We start from the raw sequence: 18,735 nt of genomic DNA, 5'->3' as shown, positions 1-18,735 counted from the left end.
CAGGCTTGATGCGGTGGTCCCCGGGATTAGCAAGGATTCGTTAAGATTCGGTTGGGTGTTACCGGCGTCGTCCCGCCAGGAGGACGAACTACTCCAAATTCGTATTGAACTCGTACGATTTCTCCGGCCCGACCAGCGTGAACTTCAGCGCCGCGCCGTCGGGCTTGACGCCCGGCGGCAAGCCGTCGAGCTCGAAGGAAAATCGCTTCACGCCGGGCGGGCTGTGCGCGACCGGATCAGGAATGGGCAACGACCATTCGGGCGTCGGTCCTTCCACGAACAGATTGACGTTGCTGTTCTCGGGCGCAACGACGTCGACCACCACGTTCTTGGGCCCGTCGCGCCTGACGTCGCGAATGGTCAGCGGATTGGGATCGCCGATCGTGGCGGGCTTCGGCACGGTGTCGAGCGCCGTGCGCAGATTGGCATCCTCGGTCGAGGCGACGTTGTTGAAGCCGAGCTCGACACTGGCTTCGACAGGGATGCAGAGCTTTTCGCAGACCGCGTAATTGATCTCGGCGCGCAGCGTCACCGGCTTGTCGGCAGCCTTGGCGACGATGCGCAAGGGCAACACGATGTGGTCGTGATAGCCGATCGAATGGCCGCCCGCGCCGTCGTCGAACTTCAGTGGCGCGGGCCACATCACGGTCACCGTTTCGACATTGTCGGATTTGGAGAAGTCGAACCGCGGTGGAACGCCGGAATCGCCGGGCATGCGCCAGTAAGTCTTCCAGCCAGGCTGGAGCTGGAAAGCGATACCGCCGAGCAGGACCGCGCCGCTACGCGATCCCGCGAGCAACCGAACCGCGGAATGTCCGTCGCGCTGCCACGGTGAAGCATCGTCGGCATGGGCACCCATCGCCAGCAACGACGCAAGCACGGTTGTCGCGACGCCAACCGCCGCATGCAGGGGAACTCTTGTCAACATCGCACGTCTTTACAGGGTCGCTCCGAGGCAAACCATTGAATTGCTTGTGATGGATGCACTTGATTCAAGTCTCTGCAAGCCTTGATTTGACAGCTGGGCGGCCCGACATCAGGATAGGAATTGAAACCGGAGTGCTTTATCGATGGCTCCCACAGGCAAGAGGACGGGCGAAAGCACCCGCGGCGCGGGCCCTGCGCTCCCCAATTCGGCCGGCTATCTCGACGGCCGGCTCCTGATCGCGATGCCTGTCATGGGCGACTCCCGCTTCGAGCGCTCGGTGATTTATCTTTGTGCGCATTCGGCCGAGGGCGCGATGGGCATCATCGTCAATCATCCGGCCGGAAGCATCGATTTCCCGGAGCTGCTGGAGCAGCTCGGCATCGTCAAGAAGGGCGAGCACATCAAGCTGCCGCAAAATGCCGAAAGCATGAAGGTGCTGGCCGGCGGCCCGGTCGACACCGGCCGCGGCTTCGTGCTGCATTCCAGCGACTTCTACATCGAGCACGCGACGCTGCGGATCGACGACGGCGTCTGCCTCACTGCGACCGTCGACATCCTGCGCGCGATCGCCAATGGCTCCGGTCCCAAGCACGCCATCCTTGCGCTCGGCTATGCCGGCTGGGCGCCGGGCCAGCTCGAGACCGAGATCCAGAGCAATGGCTGGCTGCATTGCGACGCAGATGCGGATCTGATTTTCGGCGACGACGTCGACGAGAAATATGGCCGCGCCTTGCGCAAGATCGGCATCGATCCCGGCATGTTGTCGAACGAGGCCGGGCACGCGTAGCTGGTCGCTAGCATAGCATAACTCTCATCGCCGTCATTGCGAGGAGCGAAGCGACGAAGCAATCCAGAATCTTATCGCGGTGACAGTCTGGATTGCTTCATTTCGCTCGCAATGACGGAGCTTGTTGAGGCTGTATTGCTTTCAACGCCGGCTCGCATCCTGCGGTATCGTCGCTATTTTTCGCCCGGCACGAGAGCGGCGAGTGAAGCGCCTACTCCGCCGCCTGCTGCTGTACCGTCGGCTCCGTCCCCGCCACGGTGGCGCGGCGCATGTCGCGCGGCTGCGACTGGTCGTAGCGGCGGACGCGGTGCATGGTCTGGCGGTTGTCCCACATCACGAGGTCATGCAGCTTCCATTTGTGGACGTAGACGAATTCTGGTTGCGTCGCGTGCTCGGTGAGATCGCGCAGCAACAGCCGTCCCTCCGGCATACTCATGCCGACGATTTTGCCGGCATGCGATGACAGATACAGCGACTTGCGGCGATGCACCGGGTGGGTCCGGACCAGCCGCTGCAGTACCGGCTTGAACATCGCCTTCTCGTCGTCGGTGTATTCGGTGAACCCGAGCGATCCCCGCGAGTACATCAGCGAGTGTTCGCAGACGAGGTCGTCGATCTCGGCCTTGGTTTCGTCATCGAGTGCGTCATAGGCCGCGCGCATGTCGGCGAATTCGGTATTGCCGCCCTTCGGGTTCACCACGCGCGCCGACAGCAGCGAGAATTTGGCCGGGATCGGGCGGAACGAGCTGTCGGAATGCCACAGGCAGTTGCCGAGATTGAACAGGTGCGTGCGGCTGTCTTTTGCCAGCGGCTTGCCGTCCTTGCCGAGATTGGAGACGTCGTTGAGGCCGGATTGTAGCCGGTAGTCCTGCGCCTTGGTGACGGTGCCGCCGCGTGCGTCCTCGCGCTGGCCGAAATTCAGCGCAAAAGCCATCTGCTGCTCGTCGGTGATGTCCTGATCATGGAAGACCAGCACGGCATATTTGTCCATGGCGGCCTCGACTTCGCGGGCCTCGTCAGGTGTGAGAGGCTGTCGCAGGTCGAGGCCGGAAACCTCGCCGATAAAATGCTTCTGAAGCTGCCGGATGGCGATCGTCATGGCGTCTCCCGGGAACCGCGAGCGGTTGGCCCCGCTCTGTCGGTGAAAAAGCTACCCCGGCGCCGATCGATGTCAACGCCTTGCGTGCATGCCTCACGCGTTGCGCGCCATCAACCCGCCGTCGACCGGGATCACGGCGCCGGTGAGGAACGACGCCGCCGGCAGGCACAGGCTCAGCGTCACATGCGCGACCTCCTCGGGATCGCCGTAACGGCCGAGTGCCGTGCGGCGCTTGGCATAGATGGTCTTGTGTTCCTCGGAGATGCGATCGGTGATAGCGGTGCGGATCGGGCCCGGGCAGATGCAGTTGACGGTGATGCCCTCGCGGCCGAGCTCGACCGCGAGCGAGCGGGTCAGGCTGGCGACGCCGCCCTTCGCAGCCGAATAGGGGCTGTGCAATGCGGTGGCACCAAGCGCCTCGGTGGACGCGATGTTGACGATGCGCGGGGACTTCGACTTGCGCAGATGCGGCAGCGCGGCGCGGATGATGCGCGGATGCGCCGTCAGCATCACCGCGATGCCCTTGGCCCAGGCGTCTTCATAAGCCTCATCGTCGATCGCGACGCGCACGGAGATGCCCGCATTGTTGACGACGACATCGAGCCCGCCGAAATGCGCCGCGACGTCACCCACCACGCGCTTGATCTCGCCGCCATCGGCGACGTCGAGCTTCCATGCCTTCGCCGAACCGCCGCTCGCCGCGATCTCCCTGGCAACCGCGTTCGCGCCTTGCTCATCATAGTCGGTGACGGCGACATGCGCGCCTTCAGACGCGAACACGCGCGCGGTGGCGCGTCCCATGCCGCTGGCCGCGCCGGTGACGAGAACGGTCAGGCCCTTCACAGAGCGGCTGAGCTGCTTGAATTCGGACATGCTGCTTCCTCGCGGGCTCTTGTTTCTTGTTCCGGGATCGACAAGGCTGGCATCGATCCGCAGACAGGTCAAACAAGCAAAAGAAGAGGGAGACCGCGATGGCCAACGAGCTCGATTTTTCAGGCAAGCAGGTTCTTGTCGTCGGTGGTTCCAGCGGTATCGGCAACGGCATCGCGCAAGCCTTTCGCACAAGGGGCGCAGCAGTTGCGGTGTGCGGCACGCGTGCTCGGCCCACGGACTATTCGGCGGAGGAAGGCTCCGATCTCACGGGTCTTGCTTATGCGCAGCTCGACGTCAGCAATTCCGGCGCGATCGAAGCGTTCAAGCCGTCGTTCGACCGGCTCGATATTCTGGTGCTCGCGCAAGGCGCGGTGATCTATCGCCGCGGCGAGTTCGAGATGAGCGGTTTCCGCAAGGTCGTCGATGTCAACCTGGTGAGCCTGATGGCGTGCGCGACGCGGTTTCATTCTATGTTGCGGGATGCGAAGGGCGCGCTGATCATGGTGTCGTCGACAGCGGCCTATCATTCCACCATGGGCAATCCCGCCTACAACGCCTCGAAGACCGGCGCGGTCGGATTGACGCGGACCTTGGGCGAGGCCTGGGCCGAGGACGGCATCCGCGTCAACGGCATCGCACCCGGCCTCGTCGACACCAAGATGACGAAGGTGACCACCGACAATCCCAAGCGGCTCGAAGGCGCGCTGGCGCGCATTCCGCTGCGGCGATTGGGCACGCCCGCCGACATGGCCGGCGCGGCGCTGTTCCTGGCGTCGCCATTGTCGTCCTACATCATCGGCCAGACGCTGGTCGTCGATGGCGGGCTTATTCTTTGAGCGTATTCTTCGCGGCGTGGAACTGCGCTGCTCCTGATCGGTTACTCCGGCTGACCCCCGAGGAGGAGCATCATGGACAAGGACAGGATCGTCGGATCGGCCAAGGAATTCGCTGGACGCGCTGAGGGCGCCGTCGGCGATCTCGCAGGCGATGCGCAAAGCCAGGCATCGGGCAAGGCGCGCGAAGCCGCCGGGACCGTGCAGAATCTGTATGGTCAGGCCAAGGATGCCATGCGTGAAGCCGGTGAGACTGCGGCTGGCTATGCCAAAGATGCCTACGAGAAGCCGGCGGACACCTTGCGCGATGGCTCGCAGGCGATCGCCCAAAAGGTGCAGGACAATCCGCTCGGTGCGCTGCTCGTCGCCGGCGGCATCGGCTTCGCGCTCGCTTTGCTGATGTCGCGTCCCGCCCGCCGCCCGCCGCCGCGCTGGCGCTATTAGGGCTGATAGTTGCACCCTCATTCCGGGGCGCGCCTTTGGGCGCGAGCCCGGGATGACACCTCAATTCAGAGCAACGATCACCGAACTTCCGCCGCTCGTCCAACGTTAGCCGGCGGACGCGGGATCGCGGGATTGGGATTCGGGTTGCGCGGTCCCGGTGCCAGTTGCCGCGGCGGCTGCTGCGGTGCGCCGAAGCCGAAGAAATCGCGAATTGACGGCGTGGCTTGGGCCGGTTGCTGCGGCGCTGCCGGCTTCTTCGGCGCGAGCTTGGGCGGCGGCGCGATTGCAGCCGCAGCGCCCGGCGTGCCGGAAGCCGCAGCCCCACCCTCAGGTGTCGTCGCCGCCACCGGCGTATCGCCCTTGGCCTGCTCGCGACCGACTTCGCGGCGCGGCCAGGAATAATCATCGGCACGGCCTGCGGGGGCGGCGAGCGGTTCGCCCTTCACCAGCGTCCGGGCTGCGAGCGCATCGACGGCCGCGGGGCGCGTGCCCGGTCCACCCAGCAATTGATCGGTCGAGATCGAGGCCGCGACCAGCGGCACGATCGGGCCGGCGAGCGGCCGCGGCGCGGGCTTGCCGGGCTCGGCACTGGTGTCCGGCGTTGCCGGCTCGCTCGGCAGCGCGATCGGGCCGGAGCGTCCCGCCAGCAGGCGCGTGATCTCGCGCTCGACATAATGGGCGAGCTTTCGCGCGCCCGCCTTGGTGAAGTAGACGCCGTCGCCACTGCGCAGCTGGCGGATCTGGCCTTCGAAATCCGGCCCCTTCTGCAGGAAGCGGCCGGCTTCGTCGACAAAGCCGTCCCAGACGTCGACATAGGTGATGCCGGCCTTGGCCGCGCCCTCGCGATAGAGCGAATCCAGGAACAGCATGTCCGCAGTGCCCTTCGGGCCGCGGATCGCAGGCAGGCCCACCCAGAGCACCGGCACGCCCTTGGCCTTGAGAACGTTGGCGAGCTCCTCGATCTTCTTGCTGTAGAGCTCGACCCAGTGGTCCTCGCGGAATTCGTAGAGGCCGTTCGGATTGCGCGCGGTCTTTTCGGGTGCGGCGGCCGGCGCATCAGCGTTATCGGCATCGTCCTGCGGCAGGTCGGTGTCGACAGGCTTGTCGTCGGGTTTGGCGGCGGTGTCGGGCTTGGCGTCGCCGGGCCTGGCGTCGCCGGGTTTGGCCTGCGGCTTGGCGCGCGCGCCCTTGTCGTTCTTCTTGTCCTTGTCCAGCCGGCTTGTCTGTTTTCTCCGGCGCAGCTTCGCGGATTGCGATGCGGTCGTTGAGACCGAGCATGACGACGATCACGTCCGGCTTCTCGGTTTCCAAAATCCCCTGGCGGCCGCCGCCCAGTCGGAGGGCTCGCCCTTCGGCTGGTATTTGATCAGGCCTGAGGTGGTCTTGTGCTTGCGGATCACGCCCATGTCGGGCTGCTCGGTGTAGGCATCTTCCAGGCCGTAGGCGAGCCAGTCGGCCATGGCGTCGCCGATCACCAGCACGTTCTTGTCGGGGATCGTCTCGCGCTTGGCGGGCGAAGGCGCCCGCGAAAAATCCTGGCGCGGCGCCTGCTGTTGCTGCTGCTGGAACGGTGTGAAGAAATCGCCGCCGAACCAACCGCCGCCACTGCGCGGCGGGGCCTGGCGCTGCGGCGGGCCGCCGAAGCCGGGGAAGTTGAAGAACTGCGCCGAAGCCGGTGCCGCGACCCCGACCATGATCGCAAGCGCAGTCCCCAGCGCGATCAACGGGCCGGTCTCGGTCAGCGCCTTGAAGAAAGATTTGGGCTTCGACATGCGATCTCGGGCGCGCGCAACGGGGTCTGGAATTGGCTTGGTATAATAACGGAATCGGGCGCCAAACGGGCAAATTCTCTTGCAGATTCTTTGAGGCAATAACCGAGATCGGACAAAATCCCGCTTCAGGGTTACTTTCGGCGCGATTTTACCGCCCGCGCAGCCGGTCCAGCACGTCCGAGGAGGCAAACCCGTCGGCGGGCGCCCCGATCGAGGCCTGGAAGTTGCGCAGCGCGTCCCGGGTCTGGCCGCCGAACTGACCGTCTGGGGTGCCCTTGTAGAAGCCGCGCTGGACCAGCAATTGCTGGAGTTCCAGCCGCTCGCCCCTCGACAATTCCCGCTCCTGCCGTGGCCACGGCTGCACGAAGGGCTGGCCGCCGCGCAGGCGGTCGGCGAAATGGCCGATCGCCAGCGCATAGGCCTCGGCCGGATTGTATTTCATGATGACCCGGAAATTCTGCAGCATCAGGAAGCCGGGCCCCTGCGCGCCGGCGGGCGCCAGCAGGTAGGCCTTTTCCGCCGGATGCGGGAAGGGCTGGTTGGTCGCGCGCTTGAGCCCGAGTTTTTCCCATTGCGCAATCGTCATCGCCCTGGCGCGATCGGCCAGCATGTAGTTGAAGCCTTGCGGCACCACGACCTCAAAGCCCCAGGTCTGGCCGCTCTGCCAGCCGTCCTTCTTCAGGTTGTTGGCGGTGGAGGCGATCAGGTCGCTTGCGTTGTCGACAACGTCGCGCCGTCCGTCGCCATCCCCGTCCACGGCAAAGCGCTTGAACGCGGTCGGCATGAACTGGGTCGGGCCGAACGCGCCAGCCCAGGAGCCCCGCATCTGCTCCGGGCGCAGATCGCCGCGGTTGAGGATCTCCAGCGCGGAGAGGAATTCGTCCTTGAAGTAGGCCTGGCGGCGGCCGATACAGGCAAGTGTCGCGGTCGATTGCAACACGCTGCGGTCGCCCATTTGGGTCGAATAATTCGACTCGATGCCCCAGATCGCGGCGATGATATAGCGATCGACGCCATAGGCCTTCTCGGTCGCGTCGAACTGCGCCTTGTACTTGGCGAGGACTTCCTTGCCCTTGGCGAGGCGGTTGTCGTTCACGAGGATGTCGAGATAGTCCCAGATCGATTTGCTGAATTCGGGCTGCGAGTCCATCAGGTCCATGATGCGCAGATCGGGCGAAAGCCCTGCGGTGAAGCGCTGAAAATTCTCCTGCGTGATGTTGCGGCGTGCGGCATCAGGCCACATCCCGGCAACGCAATTGTCGAAATTGCCAGCCGCCTCGCGGATCGCGGCCGCCGTCATCAGCGGATGGCCGGAGGCGCCGTCCTCGCCGCTCCAGGGCTGGGCTCCGGTTTGGGCACCGCCGGCGCCCGGCGGGGCTTGCGAGGGACCCGGAGTCGAGCCGGAGAAAATCCCGCCAAGCAGGTTCGATAGGCCGTTTTGTCCTTGTTGACCTTGCGCCTGCGCGGACACGGGGAACAGGAGCGCGGCCGCGAGCATTGTCGCGCCGGTCAAAGATAGAGTTACCGCTGTCACCAATTGCCTCATGTCTCACCCGTCCGGCCAAAAATCAGCCATCAGGAGGCCTCGTTACGGTTGCCAATATCTTAACAAAGGTGAAATTTTGCTGGTCACCTTTTTCTCAAATTCCCCGAGAGGGAGCCCTACATCCGCCTTTGTTACCGGCTGCAAAACGGCTAGCAAGAGGCCATTGCTTCTTTCACATGTGCCCCAAGGTATTCGATCAATCACATGAAAATCCGCAAAGCTGTATTCCCCGTCGCCGGCCTTGGTACCCGGGTTTTGCCCGCCACCAAGGCGATGCCGAAGGAAATGCTCACCATCGTCGACAAGCCGCTGATCCAGTACGTCTATGACGAGGCGAGGGAAGCCGGCATCGAGCACTTCGTCTTCGTCACCGGCCGCAACAAAAACGTCATCGAAGATCATTTCGACAAGATGTTCGAGCTTGATGCGACGCTCAGCCAACGCGGCAAGAAGGCCGAGCAGGAGATCCTGGCGCAGAACCAGCCGGAAGCCGGCGCCGTCAGCTTCACCCGCCAGCAGGCGCCGCTCGGCCTCGGCCACGCGGTCTGGTGCGCGCGCGACATCGTCGGCAACGAGCCGTTCGCGGTGCTGCTGCCCGACGAGCTCGTCCTCAACACGCCCGGCTGCCTGAAGCAGATGATCGAGACCGCGTCCTCGCTCGGCGACAAATCCAATCTCATCGCAGTCGAGGCGGTGCCCGATCATCTGACCCATCAATACGGCATCTGCGGCGTGGGGAAACGCACCGGCAAGATGTTCGAGGTCGACGGCATGGTGGAGAAGCCGGCCAAGGGCACCGCGCCGTCCAACCTCTCGATCACCGGCCGCTACATTCTCCAGCCCGAGATCTTCAAGATCCTGGAGACCCAGGAGCGCGGCGCCGGCGGCGAGATCCAGCTCACCGACGCCATGATCGGCCTCGCCAAGTCGCAAAAGTTCTACGGCGTCGAGTTCGACGGCGAACGCCATGATTGCGGCTCCAAACCCGGCTTCCTCCGCGCCAACATCGCCTACGCGCTGAAGCGGCCGGAATTGCGCGAGGGGCTGATCGCGGAGATGAAGAAATATCTGGGGCAGTAGGCTTCGCTATTTCTCCACGCGTCATTGCGAGCGAAGCGAAGCAATCCAGACTGCCTCCGTGGAAAGATTCTGGATTGCTTCGCTTCGCTCGCATGGCGGCGAGAGAGCGCCTCACGCCACCAGCGACAACTTCGGCAGGCTCGCCACCACCGACTGATTCCGCCCGCCGGCCTTGGCCGCATAGAGCGCCTTGTCGGCGGCGGCGACCAGGATGGACCAGTCCATGCCGCTGGTCGGCGCGAGGCTGGCGATGCCGCAGGAGACGGTCGATCCCGCCCCGCCGTCGGACCAGCCCAGCACCTTGGCCCGGATGGTCTCGGCGATCTTGAAGGCGTCGGCGGCCGACGTGTTCGGCAGCAGCACGGCGAATTCCTCGCCGCCATAGCGCGCGGCGCAGTCGCCTGCGCGGCCTACCGAATCGGAGATGCAGATGGCGATGCCGACCAGCACCTGGTCGCCGGCCTGGTGGCCGAAGGTGTCGTTGTAGGCCTTGAAGTGATCGGCATCGATCATCAGCAGAGCGACCTGCGTCTTCTGGCGCATGGCGCGGCGCCATTCGAGGTCGATGACATGATCGAACTTGCGGCGGTTGCGCAGGCCCGTGAGCGCGTCCGTCGTCGCCATCTCCTCGAGCCTGCTTTCGGCATCCGCCCGCCGGCCGATCTCGCGGGCGAGCACGATCGCCGAGCCCAGCACGAACAGAGCGAGCACCAGAACCACGACGCCGATGCGAAGCGCTTCCTTCTGCCACAGCGCGAACACGGCCGTCAGCGGCTTGCCCGCCACCACGAACAGCGCGCCGGTGCCGCTGCTGCGCGCATAGAGCCTCGCGGTCGGATCGATCGGGCCCTGTCCCGCAAACGAGCCGCCGGCGCGGAGATTATCGGCCTTCCAGGCCTGGCTGTCGTTCAGATTCCTGCCGATGATGTCGAGATCGAACGGCCGCCGCATCATGATGGTGCGGTCGCGCTTGAGCACGGTGATGGTGTCCTCGGGGTCGAGGCTCAGCCGCTCGAACAGTTCGTGGAAATAGGTGAAGCGGATCGACCCGGCGACGACACCCATGAAGCCGCCGTCGGTATCGCTGAGCCGCCGGCTCAGCACGATCGAATAGGCGCCGCGGAACAGCATCGGGCGGCTGATGAACAGGCCTGCGTTGGGATTGTCGCGATGGACCGTGAAATAGTCCTCACTGCCGCGGTTTTCCGGAACCGGGTCGAGCGTCGAGGCGTCGATGGTCAGATTGCCGTCCGCATCGAACACCTGGATGGCGCCGAAATGCTTTGCGGTGGTGGCATGGTCGAACAGGATGAGCTGGCGGATCGGCTTGGAGACCGTGTTGATCTCGGGCAGCAGCATGTTGTTGGCGACCGCCTTGAGGGACAGGTCGTAGATATCGATGTTGCGGCTGATGTCGGCGTCGATCGACGTGGCCAGGTTTTCCAGCGTCTGGCGAGCCAGTGCCTCCTCGCCGCGGCGCATGTCGAGCATGACGTTGACGCAAATGGCGGAAAAGCCGATCACCGTCACGACGGACGAGATGATCAGCAGCTTCGCCGAAATGCGCCAGGGCCGGCGGCCCGTGGCGTCGCGCCATGCAGACGGCATCCTTTGCTCCCGACCCTAGTGGATGCGCCTGAAATCTTGCGTAGTGTTTAAGCCGCGACGGCGCTGCTGCAATCAGTTAAGGATTGGTTTCCGCCGGTATCGCTTTTGAGCAGGTCAGACCGCGGACAAAGGGATAGAGGACGGCGGTGAACGATTACGACGCGCTACGCGATTACCTGCTGCGGCAGAAGCAGACGGAGTTCGTGCTGAGCTTTGAAGAGATCGAGGAGATCATCGGCGCGGCCCTGCCGCGTGCGGCGAATCGTGCCTCCTGGTGGGACACCTCGCGCAGCCCGGATATCAAGATGCCGCAGCGTGAAGCCTGTATCGCCGCGGGCTTCAAGGCCACCCGGATGCCCGACGGCCAGACGGTGCGGTTCACCAAGCAGAAGAGTGATCGGCGGCGGCCCGTATCCTAGGCGGCCAGTATCGTAGGACCTCCTACCGTCCGTCAAGGGGGAAGTGTCCTTGCTGAACCCAGCATAGCGCCGTGCTCGACGCAGTCCAGGACGCTGCGCGCCGGCTTTGCCGGTGCCTTCGGCATCCTGGACATCGTCTGCGCGCGACGCTTGGCGATCGTCAGGTCGGGACGAAGGAATGGTCCGCGCCCGGCCGAACAAAGGAATGAGATTACGCTGTCGCGGTGATGTTTTCGCTGTTGTAGTCCGCATCGTAAGGGGTCTGCCGCCTGAGGTCGTGCAGAGGGCAAAGAGCAAACGATCCCCGACGCTGCGCAGGGCGCGCGCGTGGCCATGTCCCCGCGCCCGCAAGGCATCATACCGTTTCCGGGTGGCCGCATCGTGTTGCATGGCGACACGAGACCAGTGATGGACCGCGCTCTGCAGCCGCCTGTTGCAGGCGAGGCGACGGACCACGAAGCGCTGCTTGCCGCTTTGCCGCGTCACCGGGGCAGCTCCTGCCAAAGCGCGCAGAGCATGGTAATCTCGTCTGCGCAGGGGCTCTGCGGCCTCGGCGAGCAGTGTGGCGAGATTGATCCTGCCGATACCTGGCCAGGAGCGTAGGATCGTCACGTCGCACTGCGCCGGGCTCTGCCCCGAGGCGCTCTCCTCTGCTTCGAGCTCGGCACAGAGACGGTCCAGGCTCTGATGAGCCTCCTTGATCTGCCGATTGACCAGATGCAGGCGCGCCGCCAGGCTGCGGATGTGGGCGCAGGCGGCCTCGGTCGTGCCCGACGCCACGAACAGCGGGGTCTCACGCAAGATCTTGAGCGCCGCCGCCGCATCGAAACGGCGGATACGATACTCAGGATGCGCGCGATGGCCTTCTCGCTGGCCTTGGCCGCCCTGTCCGGGGTCGGCACCTTCTGCCAAAGGGCCAGGAACCATTCGTCGGCGACATCGTCGGTCAACTTGGTGGCTTGGGGATAATAGCGCCACAACTGCTGGCGAAGACGGTTGGCGAGACGCGTGCGCTCCTGCTGCAGTTCGTCGGCCAAGCGCGACCACTCACGCAACTCGATCATCGTGGGATCATCAACCACAAGCCGGCGGAAGGCCGCGCGATCCGTGCGCAGCGAGCCTGCGAGCACATGGGCATCGCGGCGGTCGTCCTTGGCACCAGCTGCCGTGAAACGATCACGGAAGCGGTCGAGCTGCTTGGGATTGATGGCAAACACCGCAAACCCGTGTTCGAGCAACATCTCCACCACCGGGCCGTGCGGCATCTCGATCGCCACGGCGATCTGTCCCGGTGCGGCCTTGGTCTTCTCAAGCAGCCAGTCACGCAGCTCCGTCAGCCCAGCGCCGTCATGGGCGAACTCGCGCCGAGCAACCTGTCTTCCTTCGGCATCCAGCAGGCAAACGCTATGGCTCTGCGTTGCCCAATCGATCCCGGCGAACCAGTGTGCATCTTCGATCATTTTGGGACCTCCTTGCTCTCAAAAGCGGGCCACCGCGATCTCGATCAATCCCTGTACTGGCGCTCTCGGCGCAAACCTCCTACTGGATATCGACCGCGGCCGCTCTGCCGGGGTACGTCGGTGTTCAAGACACAGGTGGGCAAGGCTGCTCCCGGCGGATCGGCCCGCACTCCCAGTCTACACCGTTAGACTGGCTGCGAACCCCAAAAGGGTACAGGGTGGGCAAAGCGCAGCGTGCCCACCACCTCTGTTGCAGTGTTGGATCGATGGTGGGCACGGCGCAAGTGCGCCTTTGCCCACCCTACGATTTTCTCGCGTTGAACTCGCGGAGACATACCCCTCATCCGGTGCTTCGCGCCAGCTTCTTCCACAAGGGGAGAAGGGAAGGCCGCGTGCATGTTGCGATCAACTCGCCGCTTCCAGCCGCACTTCGGTCAGCAGCCGCATCGCCGCGTCCGCGTCCATCGGTTCGCCGAAGGCGAAGCCCTGGGCGTATTCGCAGCCCAATTGATACAGCTCGACCGCGTCGGAATCGGTTTCGGCGCCTTCCGCCACCACGTCCATGCCGAGATCATGCGCGAGCGCGATGATCGACTTCAGGATCACCGGCCGTGTGCCGCGGTTGGTGGTGCGGACGAAGGACTGGTCGATCTTGATGGTGTCGAACGGGAAGCGCTGGAGATAGGCGAGCGACGAATGGCCCGTGCCGAAATCGTCGAGCGATAATCCGGTTCCGAGCTCGCGGATCCGCGTCAGCATTTGCGCTGCGTGCTCCGGATTCTCCATCACCAGCGATTCCGTCAACTCCAGCTTCAGCGTGCCGCGCGCCACCGAGGACCGCGACAGCACGGTGCGGATGTCGTGGATGAGGTCGTGGCGCAAAAGCTGCCGCGAAGAGACGTTGACGGATGCGAAGATCGGCTCGCGCGAGCGCATCGCGCGCTGCCAGATCGAGAGCTGCTTTGCGGTCTGGTCGAGCACGAACATGCCGAGATCGACGATCAGGCCGGTCTCTTCCGCGATCGTGATGAATTCCGACGGCGCCATGCGACCGAGCTTCGGATGATCCCAGCGCACCAGCGCCTCGAAGCCGGCAACCGAACGGTCCTCCAGCCGGACGATCGGCTGATAGAGGATCGTCAACTCCTGCCGCTCGATGGCGCGGCGCAGTTCGCTCTCCAGGGTCAGCCGGTCGGTCTTTCGCGCGCGCATGGCGGGCTTGTAGACGTCGATGCGGTCGCCGCCGATGCGCTTGGAATGATACATCGCAAGCTCGGCGTCCTTGATGATCTCGTCCGTCAGTTGTGTCTGAGGATCAGACAGCGCGAGGCCGATCGAGGCCGTGAGAAAAATCTCGCGGTCGTTGAAGGCGATCGGCGCGCGGATGGTCTTGCGGATGGTCTCGGCGAACGCGGTGATGCGGGCCGGGTCCTGCTCCGAGAGCAGTATCAGGCCGAACTGGTCGCCGGCGAGCCGCGCTAGCGTGTCCTGCGGCTTCAGGATGCGGGTGAGGCGGCGGGCCAGCGTCAGCAGAATGGAATCGCCGACAGCGATGCCGACGGAATCGTTGACCTGCTTGAAGCGGTCGAGGTCGATCACCATCAGGGTCGGCCGCAGCGTCGGCATGGTCTTGGCGAAATGCGCGACGGCGCCGACCCGGTCCATGAACAGCTTGCGGTTGGGCAGGCCGGTGAGGTTGTCATGCACGGAATCGTGCAGCAGGCGTTCCTCGGCGTTGCGCAGCTCGGTGACGTCGGTGAGCGTGCCGACCACGCGTGAGACCTCGCCGTCGGAGCCGACCACCGGGCGCGCCTTCAGCGCGAACCACATGAAGTGACCGTCCGGGGTGCGCAGGCGGAAATCCTGCACCAGCCGGCCGCGGCGCTGGTCGAGCACGCTGTCCAGGGCGGCGCGGAACCGATCCTGGTCGAGCGGATGCAGCACTTCCAGCCACGACGCAGCCGGGCCTTCCAGCGTGCCGCGCTTGAGGCCGAGCAGGGCTTCGGTCTCCGGGCTGGTGAACACCTTGTCGGCGGAAACGTCCCAGTCCCAGATCAGATCACCGGAACCGGCGAGTGCCAGCGCACGACGCTCGATGTCGGAGACGACGCCGGTGGTGGCGCCGCCGCCGGCGAAGGCGTGCTGCATGACCGTAAACCCGATCAGCATCACGATCAGCACCAGGCCGCCGAGCAGCGCCGGGCCGACGATGTCGTTGGTGACGGAACCCGCGACCGTCATGCCGGCCGCGACCACCCAGACCACGAGGAGGAACCAGGTCGGGATCAGCAGCACCGCGCGGTCGAAGCCGTGGGTGGAGAGATAGACGATCAGCGCGAAACCGGCGAAGGCGATCAGCACCAGTGAGATGCGTGCGATGCCGGAGGCGACGGCCGGATCGAACAGCGCGAGCGCGACCAGCGAACCGAGGAAGGCGAGCCAGCCCACCGTGATGTGGGAATAGCGCACATGCCATCGACTGAGATTGAGATAGGCGAACAGGAACACCAGCAAGGTCGCCGCCAGGATCGCTTCGCCCGCCGCGCGCCAGATGCGCTCGGCGTTGTTCGACATGTCGAGCACCTTGCCCCAGAAGCCGAAGTCGACGCCGATATACACGAGCACTGCCCAGGCCAGCGCCGCGGCCGCCGGGAACATGATGCTGCCCTTCACCACGAACAGAATCGTGAGCACGAGCGCCAGGAGCCCGGAAATGCCGATCACGATGCCCTGGTACAGCGTGAACGAGTTGACCTTGTCCTTGTAGGCTTCCGGCTCCCACAGATAGAGCTGCGGCAGCTTGTCGGTGCGCAGCTCGGCGACGAAGGTGATGACGGCGCCGGGATCGAGCGTGATGCGGAAAACGTCTGCGGTCGGGCTTTCCTGCCGCTCCGGCCGGTCGCCGGTCGAGGGCGTGATGGTCGCGATGCGCGACAGCCCGAGATCGGGCCACAACAGCCCCGAGGACACGATGCGGTAATGCGGGGCGACGATCAGACGGTCGAGCTGGTCGTCGGTGTTGTTGGCGAGCGCGAACACCACCCAGTTCTGGCCGCCTTCGCGGGCGCGCACCTCGATGCGGCGGACGATGCCGTCGGTGCCGGGCGCGGTCGAGACCTGGATGCGGTCGGCGTCGCTGCGCTGATGCTCAAGCACGCCGGTGAGATCGATGGCGGGCGCGTCACCGCGGACGCTGACAGCGTCCAGCGCGCGTGCAGGCGACGCGGCGACAAGAATCATGAGGCCCAGCGCGATGGGCGCGAGGCACCTGATTAGACGCAAGGTGAGTTCTCCGCGTTCGACGCAAACTCTTCAGTGCTAGGCGATTTCCGAACGGAACGAGATGGTTCGGCGCGTCGCGATAGATGCCACGAAAGCGAGGAAAATCAAAGGGTTTCCGCCTGGCCGCGTGGGCCAGCGGCCTGAACCTCCAACACAATTTTGCCAATATGTGCTGAGGTCTCCATGCGCCGATGTGCGTCGGATGCCTTTTCCAGCGGGAAAGAGCTGTCCATCAGGGGTTTGATCCGGCCTTCGCGCAAAAGCGGCATCACTTTCGCTTCAATCGCAGCCACCATCGCCGCCTTGTCCGCATGACTACGGGGGCGCAGGGTCGAGCCGGTATGGGTTAACCGCTTCACCATCACCTTGGCGATGTTGACGCTGACCTTGGGGCCGTTGAGGGTTGCGATCTGCACGATGCGGCCATCGACGGCGGCGGCGTCATAATTGCGATCGACATAGTCGCCGGCGACCATGTCGAGGATCAGGTTGACGCCGGCCTTGTCGGTCTCTTCCTTGACCACGGCGACGAAATCTTCGCTCTTGTAGTTGATGGCGCGGTCGGCCCCGAGCTTGAGGCAGGCATCGATCTTGTCCTGCGATCCCACGGTGACGAACACTTTTGCGCCGAACGCTTTCGCAAGCTGGATCGCCATGGTGCCGATGCCGGAGGAGCCGCCGTGGATCAGCAGCGTCTCGCCGGCTTTCAGCCCGCCGCGCTCGAACACATTGTGCCAGACCGTCATCAGGGTTTCCGGCAGCGCGCCGGCTTCCTTCATCGACAGCGCCGACGGCACGCTCATCGCCTGGGCGTCCTGCGCGATGCAGTATTGCGCGTAACCGCCGCCGGCGACGAGCGACATCACCTTGTCGCCGATCTTGTGCCGCTTGGCATTGCTGCCGACGGCAACCACTTCGCCCGCGATTTCGAGGCCGGGCAGGTCGCTGGCGCCGGGCGGCGGCGGATAGGCGCCGGAGCGCTGCGCCACGTCGGGCCGGTTGACGCCGGCGGCCTGCACCTTGACCAGGATCTCGTCGGGACCGGGCTGCGGAACGGTGCGTTGTTCCGGCACCAGCACCTCCGGTCCGCCGGGCTTGGAGATGGCGACCACGGTCATTTGCGCGGGCAGCTTGTCCATGATGTGTCCTTGAGCAAAGGTGCGGATGAAACGAGGTCATTGCTTAGCCAGCGCCGCCCAAGCTGGCAACCGCCCAAGGCTGTTTGGTCCACGTGCACGCAGGAGGATGACGATGCCGATGGAAGACGACTACCGCCCGCGCAAGAAGGTCACCCACGAGATCGGACAGGATCTCTCACTGTTGTCGGTCGAGGAACTGACCGAGCGGGTTGCCCTGCTGAAGGCCGAGATCGCGCGGCTGGAGGAAGCCGCCAGCAAAAAGCGCGCCTCGCGCGATGCGGCGAACAGCGTCTTCAAGTCGTAGGCCAATCGACGCTGGATTAAAGCTGGCCACTCACACAATCCCCATCCCGAGGGACCGCGAAGCGGTCGTCTCGAAGGATGGCCGCGGGCGAGAGCGGGGCGCTGCATGGTTCGCGACGCGCGCGAAGAGCGCGCTCCTCACCATGAGGATTTGCCTTCGGCCTTGGCCGGGGGCGACGGTGGAGAGATTGTTTCGCAACCCGCTCGGCCACTGACCGACATGGCTAACGAACCCTCAAAAAAATCGTTCGTTTACTCCACATTAAGCTTTCGAGTTTATGACTGGAACTGTCCTCGTTTGGACACCGAGTGGCTCCTGTCCACTCTGTTTGACGCCTCCCTGTTATCAACTTTCAAAGCCGCCGGTTTTCCGGCGGCTCTTTTTTGCGTCTCGTTCTGGTTGAATCTCGAGGAAAGACCCGCGGAAACCATATCCGCTCTTGTCGCTGGACTCCGCGATCCCGGCGCGCAATGATTTGTTCATCATAAGCCGGCGCCAAAGCCGGACGGGTAAACAGTTGCGTAAGGGGCGTTAACCATGGAACGTTTGCAAGCCGACGGCGCTCTCGTTCAACTCAGCGAGCGGTTCACCAATTCTGCGGCGTTCGGCGCCCTGTTCCGCGAAGGCATGGATCTCGTCGAAGAGACCGCCGCCTATCTCGACGGCGCCGGCCGTGCCGAGGCCAAGGCGCTCGATCGCGCCGTCAGTCTCACCTATGCGACGGAGAGCATGCGTCTCACCACGCGCCTGATGCAGCTCGCCTCGTGGCTGTTGCTGCATCGCGCGGTGAAGGAAGGCGAGATGACGCTGGGCCAGGCCAACCGCGAGAAGACCAAGGTCAAGCTCTCCGCCGCCGATCCCGGCCCCTCCGACACGATCGAGAAGCTGCCGTCGCAGCTCCAGGAGCTGATCCATCGCTCGATGAGCCTGCAGACCCGCGTGCGCCGTCTCGACACCACCATCCACACCCCGCCGGTCGATCACCCCTCGATCGGCAATCCGCTGGTGCCGCACCTCAACGCGCTGAAGGCCGCGTTCGAGCGGTAAGGTCCCCTCCCGTCATTGCGCGTCGGCTCCTCAAGCCGGTCCCAACTCGCAATGACAAGACCCCAAAACAAAAACGCCCCCGGCTTTGCGGGGGCGTTTTTCGTCTCCAGCGTT

At 64.5% G+C, this 18,735-nt stretch carries 16 protein-coding genes and 2 pseudogenes; 8 read left to right on the top strand and 10 right to left on the bottom strand.

The annotated features are described in order from the left end of the window. Nucleotides 1–88: 88 nt before the first annotated feature. The gene (locus tag ACTGJ9_RS00415; RefSeq protein WP_456675470.1) at nucleotides 89–928 is read right to left on the bottom strand and encodes a protein-disulfide reductase DsbD domain-containing protein; all 840 of its coding nucleotides are present in this window, start codon (nucleotides 926–928) and stop codon (nucleotides 89–91) included. A gap of 142 nt (nucleotides 929–1,070) precedes the next feature. On the opposite strand from ACTGJ9_RS00415, the gene ACTGJ9_RS00410 reads away from it, so the two are divergent. Continuing rightward, on the top strand, nucleotides 1,071–1,715 hold the full coding sequence (locus ACTGJ9_RS00410; RefSeq protein ID WP_212330468.1) for a YqgE/AlgH family protein: 645 nt from the start codon (nucleotides 1,071–1,073) through the stop codon (nucleotides 1,713–1,715). Nucleotides 1,716–1,926: 211 nt separating this feature from the next. On the opposite strand, the gene ACTGJ9_RS00405 is transcribed toward ACTGJ9_RS00410, so the two are convergent. Beyond that, the gene (locus tag ACTGJ9_RS00405) at nucleotides 1,927–2,814 is read right to left on the bottom strand and encodes a TauD/TfdA dioxygenase family protein (protein WP_456675469.1); all 888 of its coding nucleotides are present in this window, start codon (nucleotides 2,812–2,814) and stop codon (nucleotides 1,927–1,929) included. Between the two features lie 93 nt (nucleotides 2,815–2,907). Continuing rightward, the gene (locus ACTGJ9_RS00400; protein WP_456675468.1) at nucleotides 2,908–3,687 is read right to left on the bottom strand and encodes an SDR family NAD(P)-dependent oxidoreductase; all 780 of its coding nucleotides are present in this window, start codon (nucleotides 3,685–3,687) and stop codon (nucleotides 2,908–2,910) included. A 98-nt stretch (nucleotides 3,688–3,785) separates the two neighbouring features. On the opposite strand from ACTGJ9_RS00400, the gene ACTGJ9_RS00395 reads away from it, so the two are divergent. Both ACTGJ9_RS00395 and ACTGJ9_RS00390 read left to right on the top strand, forming a co-directional pair. Further along, nucleotides 3,786–4,523: an SDR family NAD(P)-dependent oxidoreductase gene (locus ACTGJ9_RS00395; protein ID WP_456675467.1), complete on the top strand. Its 738-nt coding sequence runs from the start codon at nucleotides 3,786–3,788 to the stop codon at nucleotides 4,521–4,523. 72 nt (nucleotides 4,524–4,595) lie between these two features. Next, a complete protein-coding gene (locus ACTGJ9_RS00390) occupies nucleotides 4,596–4,964 on the top strand; it encodes a CsbD family protein (RefSeq protein ID WP_456675466.1) in 369 nt (122 codons plus the stop codon). A gap of 77 nt (nucleotides 4,965–5,041) precedes the next feature. On the opposite strand, the pseudogene ACTGJ9_RS00385 reads toward ACTGJ9_RS00390, so the two are convergent. Together ACTGJ9_RS00385 and ACTGJ9_RS00380 are read right to left on the bottom strand one after the other, a co-directional pair. Beyond that, a pseudogene (locus ACTGJ9_RS00385) lies at nucleotides 5,042–6,736 on the bottom strand (SGNH/GDSL hydrolase family protein). A 148-nt stretch (nucleotides 6,737–6,884) separates the two neighbouring features. Beyond that, on the bottom strand, nucleotides 6,885–8,234 hold the full coding sequence (locus tag ACTGJ9_RS00380) for a lytic murein transglycosylase (RefSeq protein ID WP_456678406.1): 1,350 nt from the start codon (nucleotides 8,232–8,234) through the stop codon (nucleotides 6,885–6,887). Between the two features lie 252 nt (nucleotides 8,235–8,486). On the opposite strand from ACTGJ9_RS00380, the gene ACTGJ9_RS00375 reads away from it, so the two are divergent. Beyond that, nucleotides 8,487–9,362, top strand: a complete 876-nt coding sequence (locus ACTGJ9_RS00375) for a UTP--glucose-1-phosphate uridylyltransferase (RefSeq protein ID WP_456675465.1) — start codon at nucleotides 8,487–8,489, stop codon at nucleotides 9,360–9,362. Nucleotides 9,363–9,473: 111 nt separating this feature from the next. On the opposite strand, the gene ACTGJ9_RS00370 is transcribed toward ACTGJ9_RS00375, so the two are convergent. Then, nucleotides 9,474–10,970 carry a diguanylate cyclase gene (locus ACTGJ9_RS00370; protein ID WP_456675464.1) on the bottom strand — a complete coding sequence of 499 codons (1,497 nt, stop codon included), beginning with the start codon at nucleotides 10,968–10,970 and terminating at the stop codon, nucleotides 9,474–9,476. 146 nt (nucleotides 10,971–11,116) lie between these two features. On the opposite strand from ACTGJ9_RS00370, the gene ACTGJ9_RS00365 reads away from it, so the two are divergent. Continuing rightward, nucleotides 11,117–11,389 (top strand): DUF7662 domain-containing protein, encoded by a 273-nt coding sequence (locus ACTGJ9_RS00365; protein WP_456675463.1) that lies wholly within the window; start codon nucleotides 11,117–11,119, stop codon nucleotides 11,387–11,389. A gap of 417 nt (nucleotides 11,390–11,806) precedes the next feature. Here ACTGJ9_RS00365 and ACTGJ9_RS00360 read toward each other — a convergent pair. The 4 genes and pseudogenes from ACTGJ9_RS00360 to ACTGJ9_RS00345 all read right to left on the bottom strand — a co-directional run. Next, nucleotides 11,807–12,001 (bottom strand): annotated as a pseudogene (locus tag ACTGJ9_RS00360) (transposase); the annotation flags it as partial. Next, a complete protein-coding gene (locus tag ACTGJ9_RS00355) occupies nucleotides 11,998–12,849 on the bottom strand; it encodes an IS110 family transposase (RefSeq protein WP_456675462.1) in 852 nt (283 codons plus the stop codon). The pseudogene ACTGJ9_RS00360 and the gene ACTGJ9_RS00355, both read right to left, overlap by 4 nt. 405 nt (nucleotides 12,850–13,254) lie before the next feature. Then, nucleotides 13,255–16,131, bottom strand: a complete 2,877-nt coding sequence (locus tag ACTGJ9_RS00350) for an EAL domain-containing protein (protein WP_456675461.1) — start codon at nucleotides 16,129–16,131, stop codon at nucleotides 13,255–13,257. 104 nt (nucleotides 16,132–16,235) lie between these two features. Then, nucleotides 16,236–17,270, bottom strand: coding sequence for an NAD(P)H-quinone oxidoreductase (locus tag ACTGJ9_RS00345; RefSeq protein WP_456675460.1), 1,035 nt, complete (start codon nucleotides 17,268–17,270; stop codon nucleotides 16,236–16,238). Nucleotides 17,271–17,382: 112 nt separating this feature from the next. Between ACTGJ9_RS00345 and ACTGJ9_RS00340 the strand changes: the two genes are divergently transcribed. The 3 genes from ACTGJ9_RS00340 to rcdA all read left to right on the top strand — a co-directional run bounded on the left by ACTGJ9_RS00340 (nucleotide 17,383) and on the right by rcdA (nucleotide 18,621). Beyond that, nucleotides 17,383–17,574 (top strand): DUF1192 domain-containing protein, encoded by a 192-nt coding sequence (locus tag ACTGJ9_RS00340; RefSeq protein ID WP_456675459.1) that lies wholly within the window; start codon nucleotides 17,383–17,385, stop codon nucleotides 17,572–17,574. 105 nt (nucleotides 17,575–17,679) lie between these two features. Next, nucleotides 17,680–18,048 (top strand): hypothetical protein, encoded by a 369-nt coding sequence (locus ACTGJ9_RS00335; RefSeq protein WP_456675458.1) that lies wholly within the window; start codon nucleotides 17,680–17,682, stop codon nucleotides 18,046–18,048. Nucleotides 18,049–18,111: 63 nt separating this feature from the next. Then, nucleotides 18,112–18,621, top strand: coding sequence for a protease adaptor protein RcdA (gene rcdA, locus ACTGJ9_RS00330; RefSeq protein ID WP_456675457.1), 510 nt, complete (start codon nucleotides 18,112–18,114; stop codon nucleotides 18,619–18,621). The last annotated feature ends 114 nt before the right edge of the window (nucleotides 18,622–18,735 follow it).

Source organism: Bradyrhizobium sp. RDM12 (genome assembly GCF_051917485.1).
Classification (GTDB): Bacteria; Pseudomonadota; Alphaproteobacteria; order Rhizobiales; family Xanthobacteraceae; genus Bradyrhizobium.
Note: the sequence above shows the minus strand (reverse complement) of the source record. Positions and strands in the feature narration are given on the sequence as shown.